Here is a 25,332-nt window from a genome sequence, read left to right on the forward strand (position 1 = left end):
GCGGGAGCGTCTTGTGGAATTCCCGCCCCCTGAAGCCCGACATTGAGAGGGAGAATCCGGTGCTGAACGCTCGAGCTGCCTTGGCCGCGTTGTTCCTGGTCTCATCCTGGGCGTGGAATGGCGCCGTCCTCGCCCAATCCGACCCTCTGCCATCCTGGAACGACGGCAAGGCAAAGACCGCCATCGTCGAATTCGTCAGAAGGGTGACGCGGGAGGGAGGACCCGATTTCGTCAAGCCGGCGGCCCGCATCGCAACCTTCGACAATGACGGAACGCTCTGGGCCGAGCAGCCGGTCTATTTCCAGCTTCAGTTCGCCTTCGACGAGGTGAAGCGGCTCGCTCCCCTGTATCCGGAGTGGAAGAGCAAGGAACCCTACAGGTCGGTCCTTGCCGGCGACATGAAGGGTCTCGCCGCCTCCGGAGAGAAGGGCCTCCTGCAGATCATGGCGGCTGCCCATTCCGGGATAACGACGCAGGAATTCGAGCGATTGGTCGCCGGCTGGCTCAACACCGCCCGGCATCCGACGAAGAAGCGCCCCTATACCGAGATGGTCTACCAGCCGCAGCTGGAACTGCTGACCTATCTGCGCGCCAACGGCTTCAAGACCTTCATCGTCTCGGGCGGCGGCGTCGAATTCATGCGCGTCTTCGCCGACAAGGTCTACGGCATCCCGCCGGAACAGGTGGTCGGCTCCGCCGGAGGAGTGACATTCAGGCTGAGCCCGAGCGGCAGGCCCGAACTGTTCAAGGACGCCAAGGTCGAGTTCATCGATGACGGCCCCGGCAAGCCTGTCGGGATCAACCGCTTCATTGGTCGGCGCCCGATCCTGGCCTTCGGCAATTCCGACGGCGACCTGCAGATGCTGCAATATACGGCGGACGGCGATGGGCCACGCCTGGCCCTCATCATCCATCACACCGATGCCGAGCGCGAATGGGCCTATGACCGCAAGTCCCGTATCGGTAAGCTCGACAAGGCCCTCGACGAGGGCCAGGCCAAGGGCTGGACCATTGTCGACATGAAGTCGGACTGGAAGGCCGTGTTTCCGCCGGAGCCGTAGCGATGAACAAAGAGGACGTGGTCAAGCGCTTCAGGATCACGGACGGCGACAAGTTTCGGCTTTCCGATGTCGACCCCGCCGATGTTTGCGGTTTCGACCTCGAGAAAGACGACGCCAAGGAGTTGCTGGGAGCCGGGGTCAAGCGTCTGCACGGGCTGCAGGAGCGGCTCTATGCCGAAGGGCGCTGGTCGCTCCTCGTCATCTTCCAGGCGATGGATGCGGCCGGCAAGGACGGCACGATCGAGCACGTCATGTCGGGCATCAACCCGCAAGGCTGCGAGGTGACGTCCTTCAAGGCTCCAAGCACCATCGAGTTGCGGCACGATTTCCTATGGCGCACCACCTGCGCACTGCCCGAACGCGGTCATATCGGGATCTTCAACCGCTCCTATTACGAGGAGGTCCTGGTCGCGCGGGTCCATCGCTCGGTCCTTGAAGCACAGAACCTCCCGCCCAAGCTGATCACAGACGATATCTGGCGCGAGCGCCTCGAAAGCATCCGCGATTTCGAGCAGCACCTTTCGCGCAACGGCGTCGCGATCGTGAAGTTCTTCCTGCATGTCTCGAAGGACGAACAGCGGCGCCGTCTCCTCGCCCGGATCGACGAACCGGACAAGAACTGGAAATTCGACTCCAGGGATCTGGCCGAGCGCGGTCATTGGGACGAGTATATGGACGCTTATGAGAATGCGATCCGGGGCACCGCGACGAAGAGCGCCCCCTGGCACGTCATTCCCGCAGATCACAAATGGTTCACGCGTCTCGCCGTAGCGGCAGCCATCGGTGAGACGCTCGAACAGCTCGACCCGCACTTTCCGACGGTCGACGACGACATGCGCAAGGCCATGGCACAGGCGCGCAAGGTATTGGCGAGCGAGGAGCGGTCCCAGCGCGCCAAGGCGGATTGAACAGTGGCGGAGGCCCGACGACCATGACGGATGGCGCGGTACTGGACAGGATAGAGACGCTGAGCGGCATGATCCGCATTCCCGGCGGAACCTTCCGCATGGGCTCGGACAAGCACTATCCGGAGGAGGCGCCGAGCCATCGCGTCACGGTCGATGGTTTCTGGATCGACGCGACTCCGGTCACCAATGCGCAGTTTCGCGCCTTCGTCGAGGCGACGGGATACGTCACCTTCGCCGAGATCCCGCCGGACCCGAAGGACTATCCCGGCGCCCTGCCCCATATGCTGCGCGCGGGCTCGCTGATGTTCAACCCACCGACCCACGCGGTCGACCTGCGCGACTGGTCGCAATGGTGGAAATTCCAGTTCGGCGCGACCTGGCGCAAACCCTATGGTTCGGGATCGTCGATCAAGGGGCTCGACGACCATCCGGTCGTGCATGTCGCCTATCGCGATGCCGAGGCCTATGCGGACTGGGCCGGAAAGGCCTTGCCAACCGAGGCGGAATGGGAATTCGCCGCGCGTGGCGGGCTTGAGGATGTCGAGTTCGCCTGGGGCGACGAGTTGACGCCTGGCGGCCGTCATATGGCCAACACCTGGCAGGGCAATTTCCCGCATGAGAATACGCGCGAAGATGGGTTTGCGCGCACCTCGCCCGTCAGCGCGTTTCCCGCCAATGGCTATGGGATCCACGACATGATCGGCAATGTCTGGGAGTGGACGACGGATTTCTGGTTGACGCGCCATCAAGGCGATGCGCCCAAGGCCTGCTGCGTTCCGCAGAATCCCCGCGGCGGCCCCGAGGCCGACAGCTATGACCCGCGCCAGCCAGAGATCCGTATTCCGCGCAGGGTCCTGAAGGGCGGGTCGCATCTCTGTGCACCGAGCTATTGCCGACGCTATCGTCCCGCCGCCCGCCACGCCGAACCGGTGGATACCTCGACGAGCCATGTCGGCTTCCGCTGCGTGGTCAGGCCCGAGGGCAACCGCCAGACCTGAATAGACCTGTAACGGTTACGTTGCTGACTGGCGCTGCGCTTCGTTCAGAATTCCAGCGGGAGCCCCATTCGCGCGCGCCCCGGAAGGAACAGGCTCATGAGCGACGGCACGGGATCGGCGGCTCGGGATGCTGTCGCCGATCTGCAGAAGCGGATCGACCAGGATATCATCGGCCAGGAACGCGTCGTCGAGCGCCTTGTCGTTGCGTTGCTTGCCAATGGCAATGTCCTGCTTGAAGGCCTGCCCGGCCTCGCCAAGACCCGCGCCATCAAGAGCCTTTCGAACAACCTCGAATCCGATTTCAGCAGAATTCAGTTCACCCCGGACCTTCTGCCCTCCGACGTCACCGGCGGCGAGATCCTGCGCGGCGACGGCCAGTTTGAATTCCGCAAGGGGCCGATCTTCGGCAATCTTGTCCTGGCGGACGAGATCAACCGTGCCCCGCCCAAGGTCCAGTCGGCGCTGCTGGAGGCGATGGAGGAACGGCATGTGACGGTTGCCGGCAAGCGTTACGACCTGCCGGAACTCTTCATGGTGCTCGCGACGCAGAATCCGATCGAGCAAGAGGGAACTTATCCTCTCCCGGAAGCGCAGATGGACCGCTTCCTCATGCATATCCGGATCGACTACCCCAGCGACGCCGATGAAGTGAAGGTGATGCGGTTGGTTCGTGCGGAAGCCGCTGCAGCAGCGGGCTCGGCCACACAGCCTCCGCCGAAGATCCCGCAGAAGCTGATCTTCGAGGCGCGCTCCGAGATCGACCGGGTGACGACGAAGGCGGTCGTCGAGACTTATATGGTCGCCCTCATCGCCGCGACGCGCAGGCCTGCCGAATTCGGCGACAAGCTGAAGAACTGGATCGCAGTCGGCGCAAGCCCACGCGGTTCGCTCGCGCTCGATCGCTGCTCGCGCGTCTATGCCTGGCTCAAGGGACGCGACTACGTCACGCCCGACGATGTCCAGGCGGTTGTCCATGACTGTCTGCGCCACCGCCTCTCACTGAGCTACGAGGCTGGCGCCGAGGGCGTGAATGCGGACGATGTGCTGGACGAGATCGTGAAACTGGTTGCGGTCGCGGCCTAGGCGGAGCGGCTCATGGCGCTGATGCGGGCAAGACAGGGAACTGGCAGTGCCGCCCCGGCGACGGATGCCCGCGCCTTTGTTTCGCTCGATGACCTGCTGCGGCTGAAGCAGCGCGCGAAGGGGTTCAGCTTTCTGCCTCATCAGCCGGTCCACAGCCTGCTCGCCGGCCGGCACGCCTCGCGGCTGCGGGGACGCGGCCTGAACTTCGAGGAGTTGCGGCACTATTTCGAGGGAGACGATACCCGCTCGATCGACTGGCTGGCGACGGCTCGTCTCGGTGCTCCCCATGTCCGCGTCTATTCGGAGGAGCGTGACCGGCCCGTCCTGCTGATCGTCGACCAGCGCAGCACCATGTTCTTCGGGAGCCGGCGGGCGATGAAATCGGTCGCGGCGGCGGAGGTCGCCGCGCTCAGCGCCTGGCGTGTCACCTCCCTCGGCGACCGGATCGGCGCAGTCGTCTTCGGCGATCAGCAGGTCGTCGACATCAAGCCGCAGGGGCGTGATGTCGGCGTGGTCCGCGTGCTTTCGGAAGTGGTGAAGCAGAATCATGTTTTGGGCCAGCCAGCACCGACACCGGCGGCGGGCCAACTCAATGAAGCCCTTCGCCATGCCGTGCGCATGGCGACGCATGACTGGCTGGTCTGCCTGATCTCCGATGCGGCCGGCGAAGATGAGGAAACAGCGCGGCTGATCACCCGCCTCTGCGCGCACAATGATGTTCTGGCGGTCTATGTTCACGATCCGCTCGAGCACGACCTGCCGGATGTCGGTCCCGCCGTTTTCAGCGCAGGACTCGGGCAGATCGAAGTCGACACTTCATCGCAGGCGTTGCGCAGCCGCTATGCCCGCGAGCACGCGGACTGGCGCGCTCGGCTGGCGGATCTCTCCCGGCACCGGGCGATCCCGATTCTGCCGATCTCGACAAACCTCGATGTTCCCGCGCAACTCCGCGAACTGATCGGCAGGCGCAGCGAACACCGTGCCGCAACATCGCAAGGGCGGGGGCTGCGATGAGCGACGACCCCGGAAGCCTGGCCAATCTGCGTGATCTGGTGCAGCCGCCGGACATTGCGTTCTGGCCGCCGGCGCCCGGGCTTTGGATCGTCGCGGCAGCCTGCCTTGCAATGCTCGCGGTTCTGGCCTGGCGCGCGGTCCACCGCTACCGCGCCGCCGCCTATCGCCGCGCAGCAATCGCCGAATTGGAAGCCGTATCGGCTGGGATAGAGCAGAACGATCCCGACGCCGTCGCGCGCATCTCGGCAGTGATGAAACGCGTCGCCATGGTGGAATACGGCCGCGATCGAATAGCATCGCTCACCGGCCAGGCCTGGGCCGAGTTCGTTGCGCACGAGGCAAGCACCGGCTTCGATCCGGCGACCATATATCGGCTGCTCACGGAAGCCTTCGACGGCCGAAGAAAACCGGAGCCGTCCGACCTGCGGCTCCTCGTCGGGCATGCCGAGCTGTGGGTCCGCGCCCACCGCACACCTCCCGCTGCGGAGGCCTGACGATGCTGACCTTCGCCTATCCCTGGCTGGCCCTGATCGCTCCGCTGCCCCTGGCGGTCTGGCTCCTTCTACCTGCCCATGCCAGCAACCGGACGGGCTTGCGCGTTCCGTTCTTCGATCGGCTTGCGGCACTCAGCGGCCAGAGCCCGCAGATCGGGGGGGTGATCGCACCCCGCCGTACCCTTCCCTTGCTCGTCCTGATCCTCTGCTGGCTCCTGGCCGTCGCCGCGCTCGCACGGCCGCAGTGGATTGAGCCGCCCCTGCATCAGGACCGCCCAACGCGGGACCTTCTGGTTCTGGTCGATCTGTCCGGATCGATGGACACGAAGGACTTCGTCGATGCGTCAGGCAGGACTGTCGACCGGCTGACGGCGGTGAAGCAGGTGCTCGACGACTTCCTGTCGCGACGCAAGGGAGACCGGGTCGGCGTCGTCGTGTTTGGCGATGCCCCCTTTGTCCTCGTGCCCTTTACGACCGATCTCGATCTCTGCCGGGCACTGCTGCGCGACACCGTCGTCGGCATGGCCGGCCCTCGCACCGCCTTCGGCGATGCGATCGGCCTCGGCATCGGGCTCTTCGACCACAGTACGGTCAAGGCAAAGACCATCATTGCCCTGACTGACGGCAACGACACGGCCAGCAAGGTAGAACCTGTGGATGCGGCAGGTGTCGCCAGGGACAGGGGCATCGTCATTCATACCGTCGCGGTCGGCGACCCTACTGCCGCCGGCGAAGACAAGCTTGACGAGGGCGCGCTCAAGGAGGTCGCCAGTACGACAGGGGGCGGCTTCTTCCGCGCGCTCGACCGGGCCCAGCTCGCCGAAATCTACCAGCGGCTCGACCAGATCGAAACGCGCAAGATCGAAACGGTGAGTTTCCGCCCGAAACGGGATATCTATTGGGTGCCCGTGGCCGCGGGCCTCAGCCTGTCGCTGCTGCTGCAGGCAGTGCGTCTGCTGCGGCGCAGATACCTGCACCCCTCGCCTCGGACCAGCGATGCCGCGATCTCGAGGGGCGCGCCATGATCGAGGCCCTGTCGGCGTTCCACTTCCAGCGTCCACTCTGGTTGCTCGCTCTCATTCCAGCATTCGTCCTGGTGCTGCTTGAGCACCGGATCGCGGATGCGGCTGGACGGTGGCGCCAGGTCATCGATCCCGAGCTGCTGAAATATCTTCTGGTCGACAACGCCCCTGTGTCGCGCCTCACGCCCAATGCCGTGCTGCTCATAGCATGGACGCTCGGAACCATCGCTGTCGCCGGTCCGGCCTGGCAACGCGAGCCCTCTCCCTTCGCCGATGCGAAACCGCCGGTCGTCATTGTCCTCAAGGTCACTCCCTCGATGATGACGGAAGATCTTGCCCCGACCAGGCTGGACCGGGCGCGCCAAAAGCTCTCCGACCTGCTCACCTTGCGCGAAGGGGCCGCCACCGGCCTCATCGCCTATTCCGGTTCGAGCCACCTTGTCCTGCCACCGACCCAGGACAGCGCGGTGGTGCTGGATCTCGCCAAGGCGCTGTCGCCCGAGATCATGCCGAAGGAGGGCGACGACCTTGCCAGTGCCGTCGCCATGGCGCAACGGGTTCTGGCCGGCAACGAGCATGGCGGCTCGATCCTGGTGATGGCCGACACCGTCGCGAGTGATCAGCTTGCCCGGCTAGGCGAGACAGCAGCAGCCGCGACCACCATCCTGTCTCTGTTGCCGGCCAATCTGGATGCAGCCAGCATCGGAGAGGCAGCCCGCGCACTTGGGGGCGCCGTCATCGCCACCACGCCGGATCAGGCGGACATTGCCGCCATTGCCCGCCGGCTCGATCGTGTCGGGCGCACAGCCGATATCGCAGGAGAGGGTCAGCATTGGCAGGAGGCCGGATACTGGCTGACCCCCCTCATTGCCCTGCTCGCACTGCTCTGGTTCCGCCGTGGGTGGGTGCTGACATGACCCGGCGGATCGTCAGAATGGGTGCGCCCTACGCGGTCATCGCGACTGTCGCCGTCCTCGTGCTCGCACTCGTGGCCTACCGGATCGGCTGGCCCAATCTGTTCCTGACACCGGACCAACGCGGCCGCATCCTGCTCGACAATGGCCGACCTGCCGACGCAGCCAATGCCTTTCGCAATTCGCTCTGGCGGGGCGTTGCCCTCTTCCGGGCGGGAGATTTCAAGAGTGCCGCGCAGGCCTTTGCCGCGGTCGACAGCGCCGAAAGCACTTATGATCAGGGCAATGCCCTGATCATGCTCGGCCAGTACGATGACGCCATAAAACGCTACGACCGGGCGCTGACCTTTCGGCCAGGCTGGCCGGAGGCCGTCACCAACCGCGAGATCGCTCGCATCCGCGGTGAGCGCAAGAAGGAGGAAGGCGGGGTCAATGACGACACCGAGTCCAAGCCCGATGAAATCGTCTTCGACAAGACGAAGAAGGGCGGCGAGGACACGACGGTCGAGGACCCGGCCAAGGCGATGTCGGACGAGGCCGTCCGCTCGCTCTGGCTCAAACGGGTCCAGACCCGGCCCGCCGATTTCCTGCGCGTGAAGTTCTCCTACCAGCTTCAATCGCCCGCCTCGGGGACGCAGCCATGATGCGCCGGGTGGCGGCTGTCGTCGTTGCGCTCGCCATGGCTATGGCCCCGGCACTGGCGCAAGCCCCCGCTACCACGCCGCTGGTTCGGTCAACGATCGCGCCCTCGGACGGTATCGTGATCGGCCAGCCGGTGCAGCTTCACGTCGAGGTTCTGTTTCCTGGCGAGATGCCACGGCCTCCGCTGGTCAAGGTTCCAGAGAGCCCAGGGGCTCAAACCCTGCGTTTCGAAACACAGGCAATCACCATCAGGGACCGCATCGGCGATCAGGACTATGTCGGCCAGAGGTTCGAGTTCGTGATTTTCCCGAGACGCGGCGGCGACATCGCGGTGCCGGCCGCCGATGTAACGCTTCTCGACCGCGCAGGCGATCCTGTGGGGTCCGCCACGGGATCGCCGATACATTTCGCCGTCACCGTTCCCCCGGGTATCGACCCTTCAGGCCCTGTCCTTGCCGCATCCGACGTCCGCGTCAGCGAGACCTGGTCTCCCGATCCAGCATCGCCGTTCAGGGTCGGGAGTGCGATCACCCGCACAATCCAGCGCAAGGCCAGCAATGTCCCGGCTCTTGGCATGGCGGATTTTCGCTTCACCGCGCCCGAAGGCGTTCGTGTCTATGCCGATCCGCCCGTCATCGACGACAAGGTCGACCGCGGCTCGGTCCAGGGCTTTCGAACCGACAAGGTCACCTATGTCTTCGAGAAACCGGGCAGCTACGTCCTGCCAGCACTTTCGCAGCCCTGGTGGGATACCGACGACAGGCAAGCCCGCACGGAGACGCTGGCCGGGATCACGGTGAAAGTCTCAGCGGCAACCGCCGCTCCACCGCAGCCAGGCTGGCGTGACGCGGTGGCGGATTGGCCCAAGCTCGTCATACCCATGCTCGGCGCAGCGCTGGGCCTGCTCCTGTGCGTCATGTTCTGGCCCCGCCTGAACGCCCTATGGCGCAGACGCAGGCAGCGGCATCTCGCCTCTGAAGCCTTTGCCCGGAAAACCCTGCGCCGGATTGCCCGCACCGGCGATGCCCCGGCGACCTATCGCGCGCTCGTCACGTGGCTGGAGCGACTGGCCTCGAACGGCGACGACGCCGCGAGACGGGACAGCCGCTTACACTCGCTGATCGGCCAGCTCGAGCGCTCCCTGTTTGGAACGGGCAGCAGTTGGTCGAAACAGAACGGAGCGGAGTTGGCCGAACTGATCGCACGCCTTCATACGCCCCCGAGGAGTGGCCACCTCCAGCCCTCGCCACCTCTCCCTCCGCTCAATCCGCCGGAGTCATCGCGGCACCTTGCAATGCAGGAGGCTTCGTGACCGCACGCTTCCATCCCAATGGTGCCAGTGCCCCGTTTCTCTCCGGGACTGACCTGCGACGACAGAGCACCATCACACCGCACGAGAATTCGTCCCGATCGTTCGGAGCAGTCGCTCCTGTGTGAAAATTTCCATGCGATTTCAAAGCGGAGACTGACATGCAGCATCCCCTCAAGGCCCGGCTCCAGAATACGGTCGCAATCATTGCGACGGTCACGCTCCTTCTCCCGCCGCCCACCATCGCTCTTGCCCAAACCCCGCGGGCCGCAGCCGCCTCGACAAACGCGCCACAGGCAGGCTCGACCCAGTCCTGGCCGCGTACCGTCTCGGATGCCACAGAGGACATCACCATCTATCAACCGCAGATCGAGAGCTGGCGGGGTGACATCCTCGAAGCGCGTTCGGCCGTGTCGATCCAGCGTCCGGGCAGCCAGGCACCGACGCTGGGAGTGATCTGGATGAAGGCGAGAACCTCGGTCGACAAGGAAAGCGATCTCGTCGCGCTGGATGGCATCGAGCTCACCAGGGCGAGCTTTCCCTCGGACGCCGCTAATTCCAACGCCTATCTGACGACCTTGCGCGGGCACGTCCCCAACGGCCTGCGGACGATCTCGCTCTCGCGCCTGCAGGCCAGCCTTGCCGTCTCCGAGGCCGAAACCAGCCAGACACAGGCTGTGCGCAACGAGCCCCCCAAGATCTTCTACAGCGAGACACCGGCCCTGCTCGTCCTGATCGACGGCAAGCCCCAGCTGCGCCAGGTTGCCGGCAGCAAGCTGCTGCGCGTGATCAACACACCCGCCCTGATCCTGTTCGACGAGGCTGCCGGCGCCTACTACCTGCGCGCCCTGAAGACGTGGTGGAATGCCAAGGCGCCCGAAGGTCCCTGGGCCGTGGCGCCACAGCCTCCGGCCAGTCTGGCCGGCGCTTTGAAGGCAGCCGGGACCCAGGTCAATCTGATGGACACGCCGCCGGCGGATATCGAGGCTGCAGTTGCAGGAGGCGCGGTCCCAGCACTGCATGTCAGTCTCGGGCCAGCGGAGCTGATCCAGACGGAAGGTCAGCCGGAATATCTGCCGATTCCGGATACGCAGCTGCTCTATATCAAGAACACCAGCAGCCATGTCGTCATCGACGTCGCCAGCCAGGAGAACTATGTCCTGATTTCAGGGCGCTGGTTCAGCTCCAAATCGCTCCCCAACGGCCCCTGGAGCTTCGTTGCGGGCGACAAGCTCCCAGCGGACTTCGCCAAAATCCCCGACAGCCACCCGAAGGGCGCGGTGTTGGCCTCAGTGAGCGGCACGGTACAGGCGCAGGACTCGCTGATCGACAATCAGATCCCGCAGACCGCGACGGTCGACCGCAAGAAGGCGAAGGCGAGTGTCCACTATGACGGCAAGCCCGAGTTGAAACCGATCGAAGGCACCGGCCTCGAGTATGTCGCCAACGCCGCCGTACCGGTGATCAAGGCCGGCAGCTCCTATTATGCAGTCCAGAACGGCGTCTGGTTCGTCGCGAGCAGCGCGGCCGGCCCCTGGGCTGTCGCGGCCGAAGTCCCGGCAGCGATCTACGCGATCCCGCCGAGCTCGCCCCTGCATTTCGTGACCTATGTCAGGGTCTACAATTCCACTCCCGAGACCGTCTATGTCGGCTATACCCCGGGCTATTACGGCACGGTCGCCGCGCCCGGCGGCGTCGTCGTCTACGGCACCGGCTATGTCTATCCAGCCTGGATCGGATCGGCGTGGTATCCGGCGCCTCTGACCTATGGATACGGCACGGCCTTCGCCTGGGGCGCGGTTTCCGGGTTCACTCTGGGGGCCGTTGCCGGAGCGGCCTGGGCTGGTGGCGCCTGGGGCTGGGGCGGCGGCTGGGGTTGGGGCCACAACAATGTAGTGATCAACAATTTCAATGCGTTCAACCAGTTCAACTTCAACCACGCCAACATCTACAACCGCTGGACGAACAACTCGGTGCATAGCCGCATCGACACCCGCATCGCCAACCGGGGCGCGCTCACGCCCGGCCAGCGGGCCAATTTCGGCAATGCGCGCGCGAATCTGAATGCACGGGGTGAACTGGGCGAGCGAGCCGGCAATCTACGCCAGAACGCCGGGAACATCAGTCAGAACGCTGGCGACATTGCCCGCACCCACCCACGCGCGAATGACCACTATGCTGGTCGCAACGGCGAGGTCTTCCGCCGCGGCAGCAATGGCTGGGAGCAGCATCAAAACGGTCGCTGGGCCAATGCAGGTGGCGGAGAGATCCGCAATCTCGACCGGGAGCAGATCGGCCGGTTCCATGGCGAGAGGATGGAGAACTTCCGAGGTGGCGGTGAGTTCGCGGGGGCTGGCGGCTTCCGTGGCGGCGGCTTCACCGGGGGCGGTGGCTTCCATGGTGGAGGAGGTTTCCGCGGCGGCGGGGGATTCCCCGGCGGTGGCGGGGGATTCCACGGCGGTGGCGGCGGATTCCATGGTGGTTTCCGTCGCTAGCGGAGACGCCGGTGCGGCCACGGCCGGCCGCATCCGGTCACTGCACCTCCACGCATCGCCCCCGCTCTCGTTCGCGGCAAGCTGTTTGCTTGTCGCGCCCGGCATGGCAGGTTGCCATCCGCCGGACAGGGAGATGCGTCGCGATGGAGCTGAAGTGGCTGGAGGACTTTGTGAGCCTCTCGACAACCTTGAGTTTCTCGCGCTCGGCCCGGGAGCGCAATGTCACGCAATCTGCCTTGAGCCGCCGGATCCGGCAGCTCGAGAGCTGGCTCGGCCTCTCCTTGTTCGACCGCAGCAGCTACCCGATCGGCATCACGGACGAGGGCAAGATCTTCCTGCCACGGGCGCGTGAGATCCTGAAGCTGGTCCAGACGTCGCGACAGGAGGCGCGTCAGCAGCATGACGATACGGCGGAGGTGCTGGTCTTCGCCACGCTCAACACCCTGTCGCTGACCTATTTCCCCGGCTTCATCAGGCGCATCGAGGAGCGGCTTGGTTCGGTCAAGACCCGGTTCTGCGACCAATATTCGTCCTATGACGGTAATGTCGCGGTCCTGAACCAGGGCGAGTGCGATTTCCTGCTGACCTATGCGCATGAGACCGTGCCGCTGCTGCTCGATCCCGCTCGTTTCATCTATCGCCGCCTTGGCTCCGAGCGCGCGATCCCGGTCTCGATCGCCGGCGCCGATGGCAGGCCGGTGCATGCTCTCCGCCCCACCGGAGAGCCCGTTCGGATGCTCAGCTACGGCAGTTGCTCATTTTTTGCCCGTCGTCTGGCCAAGCTCTTCGCCGACCGGCCCGCCCCGCATGTCACAGTCTATGAGAACCCGATGTCGGTCGGCCTCAAGGCGATGGTTTTGGCTGGGCGCGGCATGGCCTGGATCCCGGAAAGCCTGATTGCCGAGGAGCTGCGCAGTGGCGTACTCGTGTCGGCGGCCGATCCCTCCTGGGAACTGACCGCCGAAATCCGCCTCTACCGTGCCGCAGCGCCAAGCCGGCCCGGTGCCGAGCTGTTCTGGGCGGCCGTCGACGAGAACATGTCCCTGGGCCAGCCGGACGCACCTGCGCGCCCCATGCCCGGCAGGCTCTCCTATGCGCGGCCCGTCGCGACCAATGCGGGGGACAGGAAGTTGAGATTGGCCGCAGCGTCGATGCCGGCAAGCTGGTCATAGAGCGTCGCGATCTCGGCTTCGTTCATCGTGGCCGCGCAGCAATCGAGGAATTTCGACTCGCGATCGATATCGTCGAAGGGGTCCGCAATCGAGCCCTTCGCCTCGGAGCGCTCGGCGGTCAGCATTCGCCCGTCCGCAAGCCGCACGCTCACCCGATGCGGCAGGCGCCCGGCAGCGGCCTCCTGGCTCTTGTCATAGGCCCTCATGACGGTGCGGGGCAGGAGTTCGCGCACGGCCTGGCGATGAACCGCCTCAGGCGTGAAGTCGGCCAGCGACAATCGGTCCTGCAGCAGCGCGAGCGCAACGCAGTAATGCATCGAGAAACGGGCCTGCATCTCGTCTTCCGGGTCGGGATAGGCAAGGTTGCGTGCATTCGCGATTCCGACCAGCGTCTCCACCGCAACCACGTCTTCGCTCGTAAAGCCATGTTCGGCCTTCAGCCCGAGGATCGCGTCCACCGTGTAATGCGTGGAGCCGCAGCAGGGATGGCGCTTGGGAATGAGACCCTCGCTCTCAATGACATGCGGCTCGGCAATGGCCATCCCGGCCCATCCCGCCGTGCTCGCATCACCGAACAGTTCGGCCACCCCCATCGGGCATTCCAGGATGTCGAGACGGCCGGTCATGCCGGCCGCCGCAAGCGCAGCCGCATCAACGGCATTGCGGGCAGCAAGCCCCGCATGCAGCGGCTTTGCCGGGGTCCCGAACTGCCCCTTGGGCCCGGCCGCCATGCTTGCCGCAACGCTCATGGCGCGCGCGATACCTGCCGCATCGAGTCCCCTCAGCCAGGCCGTGCCTGCTGCGGTTCCGATCGCACCCACCGTCGAGGTCGCGTGCCAGCCGAGCGTGTAATGCGCCGGATTGATGCCTCGCCCGACGAAAGCCTGCGCCTCGAGCCCGACGAGATAGGCGTCCACGAAGCTGCGCCCGTTCGTGGCTCGCCCATGCGCAACCGCAAGCAGGGCCGGCACGAGCACAGCCGAAGCATGGGTAATGCCCGGCCGGAAATTGTCGTCGTAATCGAGGGCATGCGCTGCCGTGCCATTCACCAGGGCGGCGACGGCTTCCGGTGCCCTGCCGCCGCCTATAACGGCGGCTGCACCGGACGGCCCGATGCTGCCGGCGAAAGCCGCACGCACCGACTGCGTCGCCTGGTCGTCGGCACCGGCAATCATGCAGCCGATCGTATCGGCGATCGCATGACGTGCACGCGTCCGCGCCAAGGGAGCGAACGCGGGTGCGGACCGGCTCCAGGCCGCGATGCGTTCGATGGCACTCGACATAGGCTCTCCAGATCTTCGATGAGGACGCCGAGAAGGGCCAGCGTCCGTCAGCCCGCTCGAGCGTCGAGGATGAGGCGCAGCAGGCGCCCGAAGGCGAAGCGGTTGACCTCCTCGCCCTTCTTGTCGGTGTTGACGCGGTGCACGATCACCAGGTCGAGCGAGGGAATGACGAGGCAGTACTGCCCGCCGACGCCCTGGGCGCTGTAGCTGCCATCCGGCAGCACGACGCCCGGAAAACCAGCACCGGAGCGCGACACCCACCACATATACCCGTAGCCACCACGCGGGCCTGCATCCGAGAGCGGCAGGACACTGGTCGCCACCCAGTTGGCCGGCACCACCTGCCGGCTTCGCCAGCGGCCCTGCCGCAGGAACATCAGGCCGAAGCGGGCGAGATCGCGCGTCGACATCCGGAACGGATAGGCCGGATGCACCGAGCAGTCGTCGGGCTCGATCCAGCCGTCGCGACGTTCCTCGTCGAAGCGGAAATCCTGCATGCCGAGCGGCCGCGCGATGCGCCCCTGGAAGTCATCATGGATGCCGGCACCGGTGAGCGAGCCGAAGATCGTGCCGAGAGCGTTGAAGTCCCAGTTGTTATAGGACCAGAAGGTGCCCGGCGCGTGCGAATGGCGCGGCTCCTTGATCGACTTCATCCAGGCCGATTCATACCCGGCCGGGTGAAAGATGCCCGAGCGCGCCGTTAGCAGGTCGTAGATCGTGGCCGCCTTCTCGCGTTCACTCAGGCCGTCCTTGTCGTCGATTCCGAGCTGCGCCAGGCTGCGCGACAGGTCGATGGTGCCTTCGTCCTCATGGATACCGATGAGAGCGCTGAGGAAGCTCTTGCGGATCGAATGGCACTGGTAACGATGGCTAAGATCGCCGCGGCTGGCGACAACCCGGCCACCTTGCACGATCATCAGCGTCGCAGTCGGGATCGTGTCGGCATAGCTCCAAACCCGGTCGAGGCCATCTGCGGACCAGCCCGCATCAGCGGGGCTTACCGGACTCCAGTCCTCATGCGGCCAGGCCGCATCCGCAGCCTGGCCCTCGCCCGAAACGTCCTTACGCATGGAAAAATCGCCTTCCCCCTGAGGATTGCCGTCACGAGGCTGGCCGGTAACCCGTGCTCGCCTCCAGGAATTCCCGTGTGTAAGGCTCGGCGGCACGGCCCGCGCGGACATCCTCGGCGCTCATCTCCTCGATGATACGCCCTTCGCTCATCATGCCGACGCGCTCGCACAGATGCGTCACCACCGCCAGATCGTGGCTGACCATCAGATAAGTCAGGTCGCGGGCACGCCGGAGCTGCTTCAGCAGGTTGAGGATTTCGGCCTGAACCGAGACGTCGAGCGCCGAAGTCGGCTCGTCGAGGAGCAGCAGTTCCGGCTCGATGATGAGCGCGCGTGCGATGGCGACGCGCTGGCGCTGGCCGCCCGAAAGCTCATGTGGGAAGCGATAGCGGAACGACGGCCCGAGCCCGACGGCGGACAGGATTTCGTCGATGCGCTCCTGATGCCGGTCGAACCCGTGAATCCGGAGAGGCTCGGCCAGGACGTATTGCACCATCTTGCGCGGATGAAGCGAGGCATAGGGGTCCTGGAAGACCATCTGCACCCGACGAAAGAAACTCTTGTCGCGCTGGCGCGGCACCACCGTGTCGCGGAACCTGATCGTGCCCTCGTAATCGCGGTTGAGCCCGACGAGCGCGCGCAGGATCGTCGACTTGCCGCAGCCCGACTCGCCGATGAGCCCGAAGGCTTCACCGTGCCCGAGCGTGAAGGAGACGTCGTCGACTGCGGTCATCGCGGCTGCGCCGCTACCGAACGTGATGTTGAGATGGCTGACGGCGAGAGCGGTTTCCTGCGCGGCCCCTCGAGCGTTCTTGGTCGGAGCACTCATGTCGCCACTCCGGTGCGGATCGTCGGGCCGTCGAGCCAGGCCGGGTCACGGCTCGGGACCTGGAGCATGTCGGTGGCACGGTCGAGCCGCGGCAGGCTGTCGAGCAGCGCGCGCGTATAGGGGTGGCGCGCATTGCGCAGGTCGCGCGCGGCGATGTCCTCCATGATCCGGCCGGCATACATGACCAGCACGCGGTCGCAGAAATCGGCGACGAGGTTGAGGTCATGGCTGATGAACATCAGCCCGGCGCCACGCCGCGTCACGAGCTCGTCGAGAATGGTCAGGACCTGCCTTCGCACCGTCACGTCGAGCGCCGAGGTCGGCTCGTCCGCGATGATCAGGTCCGGCTCGGGGATGAGCATCATGGCAATCATGATGCGCTGCCCCATGCCGCCCGAGACCTCATGCGGGAAGAGTTGGTAGACGCGGTCGGGATCGCGGATCTTCACCGCCTCGAGCATGGCCAACGCCCGCGCCTCGGCCTCGCGCCGGCCGACCTTGTGATGCAGGCGGTAGGCTTCGGTGATCTGCTGGCCGACCCGCATCAGCGGATTGAGCGAGAATTTCGGGTCCTGCAGGATCATCGAGATGCGGTTGCCACGAATGCTCCGCATCTGCCGCTCGCTGGCAGCGAGCAGGTCGATGCCGTCGAAGGAGAGCCGCCTGGCGTCGATATGTGCGGCCTTCGGCGTCAGCTTCAGCACCGTGCGCCCGGTGAGCGACTTGCCCGAGCCGGACTCGCCGACGATACCGACCTTCTCCCGGCCGACATTGAACGAGATGCCACGGACCGCCTGGGTGGTGCGATGAGCGCCCCTGAAGGACACGAAGAGGTCCTCGACCTCGAGCAGCGGCTCAGCCATGACGCGGATCCAGGATATCGCGCAGGCCATCACCGAAGAGGTTGAAGGCGAGGCTGGTGATCAGGATGGCGGTACCGGGAATGGCCGCGATCCAGCCATTGGTCAAAATGAACTCCCGGCCGGAAGCCAGCATGGCGCCCCATTCCGGGCTTGGCGGCTGCGCGCCGAGGCCGAGGAAACCGAGCCCTGCCGCGGTGAGGATGATCGCCGCCATGTTGAGCGTGAGGCGCACCACGACGGAGGGGATGCACATCGGCACGACATGGCCAAGGATGATGCGCAACGGCGAGGCTCCCTGCAGCCGCACGGCAGCAATATAGTCCGACTTGCGGATCGACAGGGTTTCCGCCCGGGCAAGCCGGGCGATCGGTGGCCAGGCGGCGAGCGCAATCGCGATGATGGCGTTCTCGATGCCCGGGCCGAGCGCGGCGACGAAGGCGAGCGCCAGCACCAGGCTCGGGAAGGCCAGGAAGACATCGACCACGCGCATCAGCACGATATCGACCCAACCACCGAGATAGCCGGAGGTGGTGCCGATGATGAGGCCGAGCGGCGCGACGATGATCGCCGTCAGCAAGGCGATGTAGAGCGTGATGCGTGCACCGAAGATAAGCCGGCTGAAGATGTCGCGACCAAGCTCGTCCGTGCCGAGCCAATGCGCCGCGGACGGCCGCATCAGCCGCTTGCCGAGATCCTGGGCATAGATGTCATGCGTCGCGATCAGTGGCGCAAACAATGCCGCCAGTACGATGAGTACGATGACGGCCAGCCCAAACAGCGCCGACGGGTTGGCCTTGAGCCGCCACCATTTCAGGGACAGCTGCTGCATCCGCGCCTGGAATGGCGAGGCCGGAACGGGGGCCGTAAGCCAGGCCTTGAGGCCTGTGCCGGACGTTTCAAGAGGGGGAGCGGACATGGCGTGCCTTCACCGGGTGCGCGGGTCGAAGACCCGGTAGAGCAGGTCGCAGAGCAGATTGAGCGTGACGAAGATGACGCCGACGAGCAGCGTGCAGCCGACCACGGCATTCATGTCGCCAACCAGCAGGGCATTGGTCAGGTAGCGACCGAACCCGGGCCAGGCGAAGACCGTCTCCGTGAGCACCGCGCCTTCCAGCAGGAAGGCGTAGGAGAGCGCCACGACGGTCACGACCTGCACGGCAATGTTGCGGAAGGCATGGCCCCAGACGGTGCGCGACCAGGACAGGCCCTTGACCCGCGCCGTCACCACGTACTCCTGGCTGAGCTGCTCGATCATGAAGCTGCGCGTCATCCGGCTGATATAGGCAAACGCACCGAAGGCCAGGATCGAGGCCGGCAGGATGATGTGCGAGAAGGCGTTGCCGAACATCTCCCAGTTGCCCGCCATGGCGCTGTCGATCAGCAGGAAGCCCGTCACCGGCTCGAGGTCGAACTCATAGGTGAAGTCGATGCGCCCCGGCCCCGCCACCCAGCCGAGGGTGGCGTAGAACAGGACGAGCCCCATCAGCCCGAGCCAGAAATTGGGAGCGGAATAGCCGATCAACCCGATAATGCGCGACGCCTGGTCGATCCACGTGTCGCGGTACATGGCAGCGAGCACGCCCATCGGAATTCCGAGGCCGGTGCCGATGATGATCGCCACGCTGGCAAGCTCGATCGTCGCCGGGAAGACGCGGGCGATGTCCTCCATCACCGGTTTCCCGGTGTTCAGCGCCGTCCCGAAATCGAGATGCAGGATGCCCCAGACATAGCGCGCGAACTGCACCCAGAGCGGCTGGTCGAGACCGAGCTGCCGGTACATCGCGTCATAGGCTTCCTGGGTCGCGTTGTCGCCGAGCACGGCGGCAACGGGATCGAGCGGCAGCAGGCGGCCGATGAAGAAGGTGAGCGCCGCGAGCCCGAACAGGGTCACGGCAACGGAAATGATGGTCCTTCCGGTTGCCCAGACCCAGGACGGAAGACCCTTCCGCCCTGGACTCGCAAACCGACGGGAGCCGACCTCGGCGACTTCGGACACCGGCCGGCCTTACTTGCTGGTTCGGGCGTAGTAGGTCTTGAAGCCGGTCCAGCTCCAGTCCTTCAGGTCCTTGCGGACACCCGCGATGTTGTACATCTGGAACATGAAGGCCATCGGCCCCTTGGCCATGACGTCCTTCTGGATCTCGGCGTAGAGCGCGTCGCGCTTGGCCGTATCGGCTTCCAGCAGGGCTTCGTCGATCTTGGCGTTGAGCGCCAGGTCCTGGTACGATGAGCGCCAGCTCGGATACTGCGTCTGCTTCGCCTCTGCCCGGTTGTCGGGATTGAAGACGAGGCGCGAGGCATTCCCATGCGCATCCGGCACGCCGGTCTGCCAGGCCAGCATCGCCGACTGGAATTCGCGGCCGCGGACCTTGCTGAACAGCTGGGCATTGGCCATCCGCTCGAGCGACAGCTTCACGCCGATCTTGGAGGCGTTCTGCTGCACGCTTTGGGCGATCGGCGCCGAATGCGGCAAGGTGCCGAAGATCAGGCTGGCTTCGAAACCGTTCGGATAGCCCGCCTCGGTCAGGAGCTGCTTGGCCTTGTCGAGGTCGAGCTTGAAGGGCTGGCCCTCCTTCTCGTCCAGCGCGCCGACCGCTCCAAGCTGCGCGAAGCTCGCGCGCGGCACGCCGAGATAGGTCATGATCGTCTTGCCGAGACCGTCATAGTCGATCAGGTAGCGCATCGCGAGGCGCACCTTCTCCTTGGAGAAGGGGCCGTCCGCAACGTTGAAGTTCCAGAAGAACAGCTGCGGCCGCAGAACCTTGAGGATCGAGACATCCTTGGAGGCTTCGAGGTCCTTGACGTCCTCGGGCGTCAGGTCACGCGCGACGTCGACATCGCCCTGCCCCAGCAGCAGGCGCTGGGTGCCGGCTTCCGCGACATGCCGGATCAGCACGCGCTTCAGCGCCGGCGCCTTGCCCCAATAGCCCTCATTCGCCTCGAGCACGATGGATTCGCCCGCGTTCCAGCGCGTCAGCTTGTAGGGACCGACGCAAGCCGTGCGAGTGCCGAGATATTTATTGCCGAGATCGCCATTCTGCTCATTGGCCATGATGGCCTTCATGTCCATCACGGCCGCGACGCGGTTCGCGGCGATCGCCTGCAGGATCAGCGTCGTCGGATAAGCCTTGTCGAGCTTGAACACGACCGTATTGGCATCAGGCGCCACGATGCGCTCATCGACCGTGTCCTTGGTGAAGCCGTATTCGGTCAGGGTCGCGGCATTGCCGAAATTGAGCTTCACCACGCGGCGCAGCGACCAGAGGACATCCTCTGCGGTCACCGGGTTTCCGGACGGGAACTTGGCGCCCTTGCGCAGGTGGAAGGTAATCTCCTTGCGATCCGGCGAGACGTCCCACCGCTCGGCGAAGAGCGGGACGACCTTGCGCTCGTCGGCCGGGTCGAAATCGACCAGCGTGTCGCAGGTGTTCTGCAGGATCTCGTTGGTCACGACCTCGCCGACCTGGGCCGGATCGAAAGTGCTGATCGCGTCGATATTCCACGCCATCACCAGGGCGTTCTTCGGCGTGGCGGCACCGGCCGTAGTCGCGGCAGCGCAAACAGCAGCCACAGCGGCGACGCTGGAAAGAAGATACCGCGCAGCGCGCGGAGCACGCGTCTCGGTCGACTGGTCTTGCTTGGCCATGGTCAGTTCCCGCTCTCGTGATTGCTTTTGGTCAAGACTTGGTGTGGTCGCCAGGCCTGCGCTGTGTCTCTCGCGCAGGCCCGGCTGAAATGGTCAGGCGGCTTCGGGCCGCGGCTGGATCGGCGGCTTCACTTCGGCCGGGATCGGGCAGATATAGGGCGTCCTGGTCGTCCGCTCCTGGTGATCCTTCTTGGCCCGCGCCAGCAGCGTCTCGTCGCTCATCACGTCGACGGCAGTGCCGGCCATGATCTTGGCGGCATGAACCATGCCCTTATGTGCGGCCGGGGCCTTGCCTTGCGCCGTGATCTGCCAGGAATGGCCGGGCGTGCCGATGGCATGCGTTGCGACGCGCGCCTGGATGGTCGGCACCTTCCAGCTGACATCCGCGACGTCGGTCGATCCGACCATCGGCACGCCTCTGGCATCCCTGGGGATCACGAAATCGCAAAGCGGAGTGTTCTCGCGCGGCGCGACGCCAGTGCGGCGATAGTCGTTCAGGATATCGGCCTCGCTCAGCGTCGCCTGGATCTGAGCGGCGTAGGCGCGGTCGGCGTCGTCGAACGGCACGGGCCCGAGGCGCTGGATGTTCTGGAACATCGCCTCTTCGAGCGGCGTATTGCCGAGCATGTTGGAAACCGCGCTCATGATCGAGATCGAGACCTTGGTCTCGGTCATCAGCGCCGCCCCCTCGGCGACTTTCTTGACCCGTTCATTGAGCTCCAGCATGCCTGCAAGGTCGCGGGCGCGGATCGCATAGCGCACCTTCGCCGAAGCCTGCACGACGTTGGGCGCGATACCGCCGGAATCGAGCATGGCATAGTGGATGCGGGCATCCGACGGCATATGCTCGCGCATGTAGTTGACACCGACATTCATCAGCTCGACGGCATCGAGTGCGCTGCGTCCGAGATGCGGCGCCGCCGCCGCGTGCGAGGCGCGGCCGGTGAAGTGGAAGTCCATCCGCGTATTGGCGAGCGACAGCGCCTCGTCGACCCGCGTCATCGACGCGGGGTGCCAGGTGATGGCGACATCGACATCGTCGAAGGCGCCGGCACGCACCATGAAGGCTTTGGCTGCACCGCCCTCTTCCGCCGGGCAGCCGAAATAGCGCACCCGCCCGGGGCGCCCCGTCTCGGCAAGCCAGTCCTTGAGCGCGGTTGCGGCCAGCAGCGCGGCCGAGCCGAGCATGTTGTGGCCGCAGCCATGGCCATGTCCGCCCCCCTCGATCGGGCGTGGCTCGGCGATATTCGCCTCCTGGCTCAGGCCGGGCAGCGCATCATATTCGCCGAGGAAGGCGATCACAGGGCCGCCCTCGCCCGCTTCGCCCATCACCGCAGTCGGAATGCCGGCGACATTCTCCGTCACGCGGAAGCCCTGTTCCTTCAGCATCGCCGTATGCTCGGCGACCGAGCGGTACTCGGTATAGGCGATCTCGGGCATGCCCCAGACCCGGTCGCTCAGCGCCTCGAAGGGTTGCCGCTTGGCATCGACCAATTGCCAGATCGTCTCTGAATTACGCATGGCGTCCTCTCGTATTCCAGATGCTGTCACAGATGCTTGCGCAAAAAGCGCGCGACGGCCCCGAAGACCGTGCGCCGGTTCTCGATCCGGGCGAAGCCATGGCCCTCATGCGGGATGCGGACATATTCGACCGGATGGCCGCGGCCGCGCAGCACCGAATAGATCATCTCGCTCTCGCCAGGAGGCACACGCGGATCGTCGAGCCCCTGCGCGATGAACAGCGGCGCGCGGATACGGCCTGCCTTGTGGATCGGCGAGAAGCGGATCAGGTCGTCTCGATCGGCAACGAGATCGCCATATTCGACCGCGCGCAGGTACCTGCGCCACGGTCCCGTGGTTTCCAGCATCGTCAGGAAATTGGCGATGCCGTAGAACTCGACGCCGACCTTCCACAATTCGGGCTGTTCGGTCAGCGCGGCGAGCACCATGAAGCCGCCATAGGAGCGCCCATAGACCGCGACGCGCTCGTCATCGACCTCCGGCTGTTCGCGCAGCCACAACCGCACCGCCTTGAGATCCGCGACACTGTCCATGCGCAGATGCTTGTCGTCGAGATGCTGGTAGGAGCGGCCATAGCCGGTCGAGCCACGCACATTGGGGGCGACGACCATGATGCCCTGGCTCAGGAAGAACTGCAGGTCGGCCCGGAAAATCGGCGTCCACTGCGCTTCCGGTCCGCCATGCACCACGACCACGACCGGATAGCCGCCCGCCGGAGCCTTGCTCCGCGGCCGGTAGACGAAGAAGGGTATTTCGAGACCGTCGAAGCTCGCGACGCGCTCGACGCTCGGCTCGACGAAGCTGCTTGGATCGAGACCTGCCTTGGATGCATCCGTCAACCGCCTTGCCGTGCGGGTGGCAACATCGAAACGCCAGATATCCGGAGACGAGGTTGCGCCGTCGAGCGGGAACACGAGACCACTGCCATCCGGAACCCAGGCCACCGAGCCGACGGTCCCGCGCGGCAGGCCGGAGACCTCAAACTCCTCGCCCGTCGCGAGATCACGAATGAAGACGCGGTTCCAGCCTTCTTCGTTCGCGACATAGGCGAGGCGTGCCTGGTCGGGCGCCAGCGCGATCGCCTCGATATCCTGCTTCTTCCGCTCGACGATCCAGGTGACGCGCCCCTCGGCCAGCGCACAGAAGGCGACGCCGAGATGCTCGCGCCCCTGGTCGGACACGAAGAAGAAGCCGCTGCCATCCTTCTTCATGCGGCTGACGACATAGCGCGCGCGGCCCTCATGCGGCAGCAATGGCGTAAGGGCGCCGGTCTCGAGATCGAGGCGATGCAGGTCCTGATCGCTCATCGAACGCGTGGCATTGGCGACCAGCAGCGACTTGCCATCGGGGAAGAAGGCGACCGCCTCACGATAGCCGGAGCCTTGATGGACGCGCTTTGCGGTGCGCGTGGCGAGATCCATGACGTAGACGTCCATATGCTCGCAATCGCGGGCATTGGAGGTGAATGCGATGCGTTGTCCGTCCGGCGCCCAGGCGCCCCAGGCGTGCACGACCGTCGGGTCGTCGGTAAGCGGCTCAGGCACACCAGAGGCGCCCGGCACCAACCAGAGCTGATGCCGCTCATCGCCACCGCAATCCATGGTGAAGAGCAGGTCGCGGCCCTTGGGGTTGAAGGAGATCGCGCCGATCGGCTCCTGCATATCGGTCAGGCGCCAGGGCGCTCCGCCCGCGAGCGGCCTCAGCCAGATCTGGTGCGTGCCGCTCTCGTCGCTGAGATAAGCCAGCAATTCGCCATCGGGAGCGATGGCGGGGCTCTTTGCGCTCCGGACCTCGAGATAGGGCTCGATGCCGATGCGAATCTGGTTTGCGGCCTCGTACATGGGCTCTCCCTCAGGCCGCCTTGGCCAGCATCACATCGCGCAACCGGTCCGTTGCCTCGCGCAGGGCTTGCGACAACGCCGGCGCATTCGGCGTCGCTGCATGGTTCGCCTGGGTCACGATCGTGAACCGGGCTTCCGGCCAGGCCTTTTTCAGCTGCCAGGCCGTGCTCATCGGCGTCACCGTATCGTAGCGCCCCTGCACGATCTCGGCCGGCAGATGGCGGATGCGACCGATGTCGCTCAGCAATTGGCCGGGGGGAAGGAAGGCCCCGTTCATGCAGTAATGCGTGAAGATCCGGGAGATCGCGAGCGCGGCGTCGGTGTCGGTCAGCGTCGCGACATGGTCCGGATCGGGCAGGAACGTCTGGGTCTGCGCCGAAAAGGTCCTGAGGCTGACGGCAGCGGCAGCGCGCAACCCGGCGTCGTCGCTGGTCAGGCGCTTGTAATAGGCCAAGAGCAGATCATGGCGCTCCGCCTCCGGTACGAATTCGGCAAAAGCCTCCCAATGATCCGGGAAGATCATGCGCGAACCCTGGAACCACCAGTCGATCTCCGAGCGCTGGGCCATGAAGATGCCGTGCAGACGGAACCCAAGACAGCGCTCGGGATGGCTCTGACCGTAGGCGAGCCCAAGACAGCTGCCCCAGGACCCGCCGGTGACGAGCCAGCGCTCGATGCCAAGATGGCTGCGGATGCGCTCCAGATCGGCGATCAGGTCCTGCGTCGTGTTGCCATCAAGCTCCGCATGCGGGGTCGATTTCCCGGCGCCGCGCTGGTCAAAGGTCACGATATTGAAGACAGCCGGGTCAAAGGTGCGGCGCTGGGCCGGCTTGGTACCGCCGCCCGGACCGCCATGCAGGAAAACGACCGGAATGCCGTCGCGATTGCCGCTGGTCTCGACATGGAGTTCATGCGCGCCCCCCACCGCAAGCCGAAAAGCGCGGTAAGGCTCAAGCGCGGGGTAAAGAACGTCATCGTAGGCCGACACGCCTTGCTCCAACGAAAAACGCGCTGAAGCCAGCGCTCAACCATCTCGATGACCTAACGATGCCACGCTCGGCCCGATGCTGGCTAATGCAATTTGGGTTCGATGTTATGCGCCTGTGGAATAGTTTTGCAGCATACCCGTCCCCGACCTCCTGTCGCCGCGGGCGCCGCAACCTGCCG

At 65.3% G+C, this 25,332-nt stretch carries 21 protein-coding genes and 1 pseudogene; 12 read left to right on the top strand and 10 right to left on the bottom strand.

Going from position 1 to position 25,332, the window contains the following annotated elements:
- Nucleotides 1-62 precede the first annotated feature (62 nt).
- The 12 genes from AB4099_RS04430 to AB4099_RS04485 all read left to right on the top strand — a co-directional run bounded on the left by AB4099_RS04430 (nucleotide 63) and on the right by AB4099_RS04485 (nucleotide 13,112).
- On the top strand, nucleotides 63-1,061 hold the full coding sequence (locus AB4099_RS04430) for an HAD family hydrolase (RefSeq protein ID WP_441477666.1): 999 nt from the start codon (nucleotides 63-65) through the stop codon (nucleotides 1,059-1,061).
- Between the two features lie 2 nt (nucleotides 1,062-1,063).
- Entirely contained in the window at nucleotides 1,064-1,969 is a 906-nt protein-coding gene (locus AB4099_RS04435) for a polyphosphate kinase 2 family protein (protein WP_441477156.1), read from the top strand.
- 23 nt (nucleotides 1,970-1,992) lie between these two features.
- Nucleotides 1,993-2,967, top strand: coding sequence for a formylglycine-generating enzyme family protein (locus AB4099_RS04440; protein WP_441477157.1), 975 nt, complete (start codon nucleotides 1,993-1,995; stop codon nucleotides 2,965-2,967).
- A gap of 96 nt (nucleotides 2,968-3,063) precedes the next feature.
- The gene (locus tag AB4099_RS04445) at nucleotides 3,064-4,050 is read left to right on the top strand and encodes an AAA family ATPase (RefSeq protein ID WP_441477158.1); all 987 of its coding nucleotides are present in this window, start codon (nucleotides 3,064-3,066) and stop codon (nucleotides 4,048-4,050) included.
- A 12-nt stretch (nucleotides 4,051-4,062) separates the two neighbouring features.
- Entirely contained in the window at nucleotides 4,063-5,064 is a 1,002-nt protein-coding gene (locus AB4099_RS04450; protein ID WP_441477159.1) for a DUF58 domain-containing protein, read from the top strand.
- On the top strand, nucleotides 5,061-5,558 hold the full coding sequence (locus AB4099_RS04455; RefSeq protein WP_441477160.1) for a DUF4381 domain-containing protein: 498 nt from the start codon (nucleotides 5,061-5,063) through the stop codon (nucleotides 5,556-5,558). Before AB4099_RS04450 ends, AB4099_RS04455 begins: the two co-directional genes overlap by 4 nt.
- Before the next feature lie 2 nt (nucleotides 5,559-5,560).
- The gene (locus AB4099_RS04460; protein ID WP_441477161.1) at nucleotides 5,561-6,583 is read left to right on the top strand and encodes a VWA domain-containing protein; all 1,023 of its coding nucleotides are present in this window, start codon (nucleotides 5,561-5,563) and stop codon (nucleotides 6,581-6,583) included.
- On the top strand, nucleotides 6,580-7,497 hold the full coding sequence (locus AB4099_RS04465) for a vWA domain-containing protein (RefSeq protein WP_441477162.1): 918 nt from the start codon (nucleotides 6,580-6,582) through the stop codon (nucleotides 7,495-7,497). The genes AB4099_RS04460 and AB4099_RS04465 overlap by 4 nt, the downstream gene beginning before the upstream one ends.
- 17 nt (nucleotides 7,498-7,514) lie before the next feature.
- A complete protein-coding gene (locus AB4099_RS04470; RefSeq protein WP_441477163.1) occupies nucleotides 7,515-8,138 on the top strand; it encodes a tetratricopeptide repeat protein in 624 nt (207 codons plus the stop codon).
- Nucleotides 8,135-9,448, top strand: a complete 1,314-nt coding sequence (locus tag AB4099_RS04475; RefSeq protein WP_441477164.1) for a BatD family protein — start codon at nucleotides 8,135-8,137, stop codon at nucleotides 9,446-9,448. Before AB4099_RS04470 ends, AB4099_RS04475 begins: the two co-directional genes overlap by 4 nt.
- Before the next feature lie 158 nt (nucleotides 9,449-9,606).
- Nucleotides 9,607-11,940: a hypothetical protein gene (locus AB4099_RS04480; protein WP_441477165.1), complete on the top strand. Its 2,334-nt coding sequence runs from the start codon at nucleotides 9,607-9,609 to the stop codon at nucleotides 11,938-11,940.
- Nucleotides 11,941-12,083: 143 nt separating this feature from the next.
- A complete protein-coding gene (locus AB4099_RS04485; protein ID WP_441477166.1) occupies nucleotides 12,084-13,112 on the top strand; it encodes a LysR family transcriptional regulator in 1,029 nt (342 codons plus the stop codon).
- Here AB4099_RS04485 and AB4099_RS04490 read toward each other — a convergent pair.
- The 10 genes and pseudogenes from AB4099_RS04490 to pip all read right to left on the bottom strand — a co-directional run bounded on the left by AB4099_RS04490 (nucleotide 13,031) and on the right by pip (nucleotide 25,153).
- Complete coding sequence (locus AB4099_RS04490) at nucleotides 13,031-14,395, bottom strand: MmgE/PrpD family protein (RefSeq protein ID WP_441477167.1); 1,365 nt, start codon at nucleotides 14,393-14,395, stop codon at nucleotides 13,031-13,033. The genes AB4099_RS04485 and AB4099_RS04490 overlap by 82 nt on opposite strands.
- Nucleotides 14,396-14,442: 47 nt before the next feature.
- Complete coding sequence (locus tag AB4099_RS04495) at nucleotides 14,443-15,465, bottom strand: serine hydrolase domain-containing protein (protein ID WP_441477168.1); 1,023 nt, start codon at nucleotides 15,463-15,465, stop codon at nucleotides 14,443-14,445.
- 31 nt (nucleotides 15,466-15,496) lie between these two features.
- On the bottom strand, nucleotides 15,497-16,294 hold the full coding sequence (locus AB4099_RS04500) for an ABC transporter ATP-binding protein (RefSeq protein WP_441477169.1): 798 nt from the start codon (nucleotides 16,292-16,294) through the stop codon (nucleotides 15,497-15,499).
- Nucleotides 16,291-17,079: pseudogene (locus AB4099_RS04505) on the bottom strand (ABC transporter ATP-binding protein); the annotation flags it as partial. The pseudogene AB4099_RS04505 and the gene AB4099_RS04500, both read right to left, overlap by 4 nt.
- A gap of 70 nt (nucleotides 17,080-17,149) precedes the next feature.
- Nucleotides 17,150-18,073, bottom strand: coding sequence for an ABC transporter permease (locus AB4099_RS04510; RefSeq protein WP_069879318.1), 924 nt, complete (start codon nucleotides 18,071-18,073; stop codon nucleotides 17,150-17,152).
- A gap of 9 nt (nucleotides 18,074-18,082) precedes the next feature.
- Nucleotides 18,083-19,153 carry an ABC transporter permease gene (locus tag AB4099_RS04515; protein WP_441477170.1) on the bottom strand — a complete coding sequence of 357 codons (1,071 nt, stop codon included), beginning with the start codon at nucleotides 19,151-19,153 and terminating at the stop codon, nucleotides 18,083-18,085.
- Between the two features lie 9 nt (nucleotides 19,154-19,162).
- Nucleotides 19,163-20,803, bottom strand: coding sequence for an ABC transporter substrate-binding protein (locus tag AB4099_RS04520; protein ID WP_441477171.1), 1,641 nt, complete (start codon nucleotides 20,801-20,803; stop codon nucleotides 19,163-19,165).
- 93 nt (nucleotides 20,804-20,896) lie between these two features.
- Nucleotides 20,897-22,324: a M20 family metallopeptidase gene (locus tag AB4099_RS04525; RefSeq protein ID WP_441477172.1), complete on the bottom strand. Its 1,428-nt coding sequence runs from the start codon at nucleotides 22,322-22,324 to the stop codon at nucleotides 20,897-20,899.
- Between the two features lie 26 nt (nucleotides 22,325-22,350).
- A complete protein-coding gene (locus AB4099_RS04530) occupies nucleotides 22,351-24,165 on the bottom strand; it encodes a S9 family peptidase (protein ID WP_441477173.1) in 1,815 nt (604 codons plus the stop codon).
- Nucleotides 24,166-24,175: 10 nt separating this feature from the next.
- Nucleotides 24,176-25,153 carry a prolyl aminopeptidase gene (gene pip / locus AB4099_RS04535; protein ID WP_441477174.1) on the bottom strand — a complete coding sequence of 326 codons (978 nt, stop codon included), beginning with the start codon at nucleotides 25,151-25,153 and terminating at the stop codon, nucleotides 24,176-24,178.
- Nucleotides 25,154-25,332: the final 179 nt, after the last annotated feature.

Origin of the sequence: Allobosea sp. 2KB_26 (assembly GCF_052115715.1) — a bacterium.
Classification (GTDB): domain Bacteria; phylum Pseudomonadota; class Alphaproteobacteria; order Rhizobiales; family Beijerinckiaceae; genus Allobosea.

Excerpts from the sequence above, each read along its gene's own strand:
- AB4099_RS04435 (WP_441477156.1), top strand. The coding sequence starts at position 1,064 with ATGAACAAAGAGGACGTGGTCAAGCGCTTCAGGATCACGGACGGCGAC.
- AB4099_RS04440 (WP_441477157.1), top strand. The coding sequence starts at position 1,993 with ATGACGGATGGCGCGGTACTGGACAGGATAGAGACGCTGAGCGGCATG.
- AB4099_RS04445 (WP_441477158.1), top strand. The coding sequence starts at position 3,064 with ATGAGCGACGGCACGGGATCGGCGGCTCGGGATGCTGTCGCCGATCTG.
- AB4099_RS04450 (WP_441477159.1), top strand. The coding sequence starts at position 4,063 with ATGGCGCTGATGCGGGCAAGACAGGGAACTGGCAGTGCCGCCCCGGCG.
- AB4099_RS04455 (WP_441477160.1), top strand. The coding sequence starts at position 5,061 with ATGAGCGACGACCCCGGAAGCCTGGCCAATCTGCGTGATCTGGTGCAG.
- AB4099_RS04460 (WP_441477161.1), top strand. The coding sequence starts at position 5,561 with ATGCTGACCTTCGCCTATCCCTGGCTGGCCCTGATCGCTCCGCTGCCC.
- AB4099_RS04465 (WP_441477162.1), top strand. The coding sequence starts at position 6,580 with ATGATCGAGGCCCTGTCGGCGTTCCACTTCCAGCGTCCACTCTGGTTG.
- AB4099_RS04470 (WP_441477163.1), top strand. The coding sequence starts at position 7,515 with ATGGGTGCGCCCTACGCGGTCATCGCGACTGTCGCCGTCCTCGTGCTC.
- AB4099_RS04475 (WP_441477164.1), top strand. The coding sequence starts at position 8,135 with ATGATGCGCCGGGTGGCGGCTGTCGTCGTTGCGCTCGCCATGGCTATG.
- AB4099_RS04480 (WP_441477165.1), top strand. The coding sequence starts at position 9,607 with ATGCAGCATCCCCTCAAGGCCCGGCTCCAGAATACGGTCGCAATCATT.
- AB4099_RS04485 (WP_441477166.1), top strand. The coding sequence starts at position 12,084 with ATGGAGCTGAAGTGGCTGGAGGACTTTGTGAGCCTCTCGACAACCTTG.
- AB4099_RS04490 (WP_441477167.1), bottom strand. The coding sequence starts at position 14,395 with ATGTCGAGTGCCATCGAACGCATCGCGGCCTGGAGCCGGTCCGCACCC.
- AB4099_RS04495 (WP_441477168.1), bottom strand. The coding sequence starts at position 15,465 with ATGCGTAAGGACGTTTCGGGCGAGGGCCAGGCTGCGGATGCGGCCTGG.
- AB4099_RS04500 (WP_441477169.1), bottom strand. The coding sequence starts at position 16,294 with ATGAGTGCTCCGACCAAGAACGCTCGAGGGGCCGCGCAGGAAACCGCT.
- AB4099_RS04510 (WP_069879318.1), bottom strand. The coding sequence starts at position 18,073 with ATGTCCGCTCCCCCTCTTGAAACGTCCGGCACAGGCCTCAAGGCCTGG.
- AB4099_RS04520 (WP_441477171.1), bottom strand. The coding sequence starts at position 20,803 with ATGGCCAAGCAAGACCAGTCGACCGAGACGCGTGCTCCGCGCGCTGCG.
- AB4099_RS04525 (WP_441477172.1), bottom strand. The coding sequence starts at position 22,324 with ATGCGTAATTCAGAGACGATCTGGCAATTGGTCGATGCCAAGCGGCAA.
- AB4099_RS04530 (WP_441477173.1), bottom strand. The coding sequence starts at position 24,165 with ATGTACGAGGCCGCAAACCAGATTCGCATCGGCATCGAGCCCTATCTC.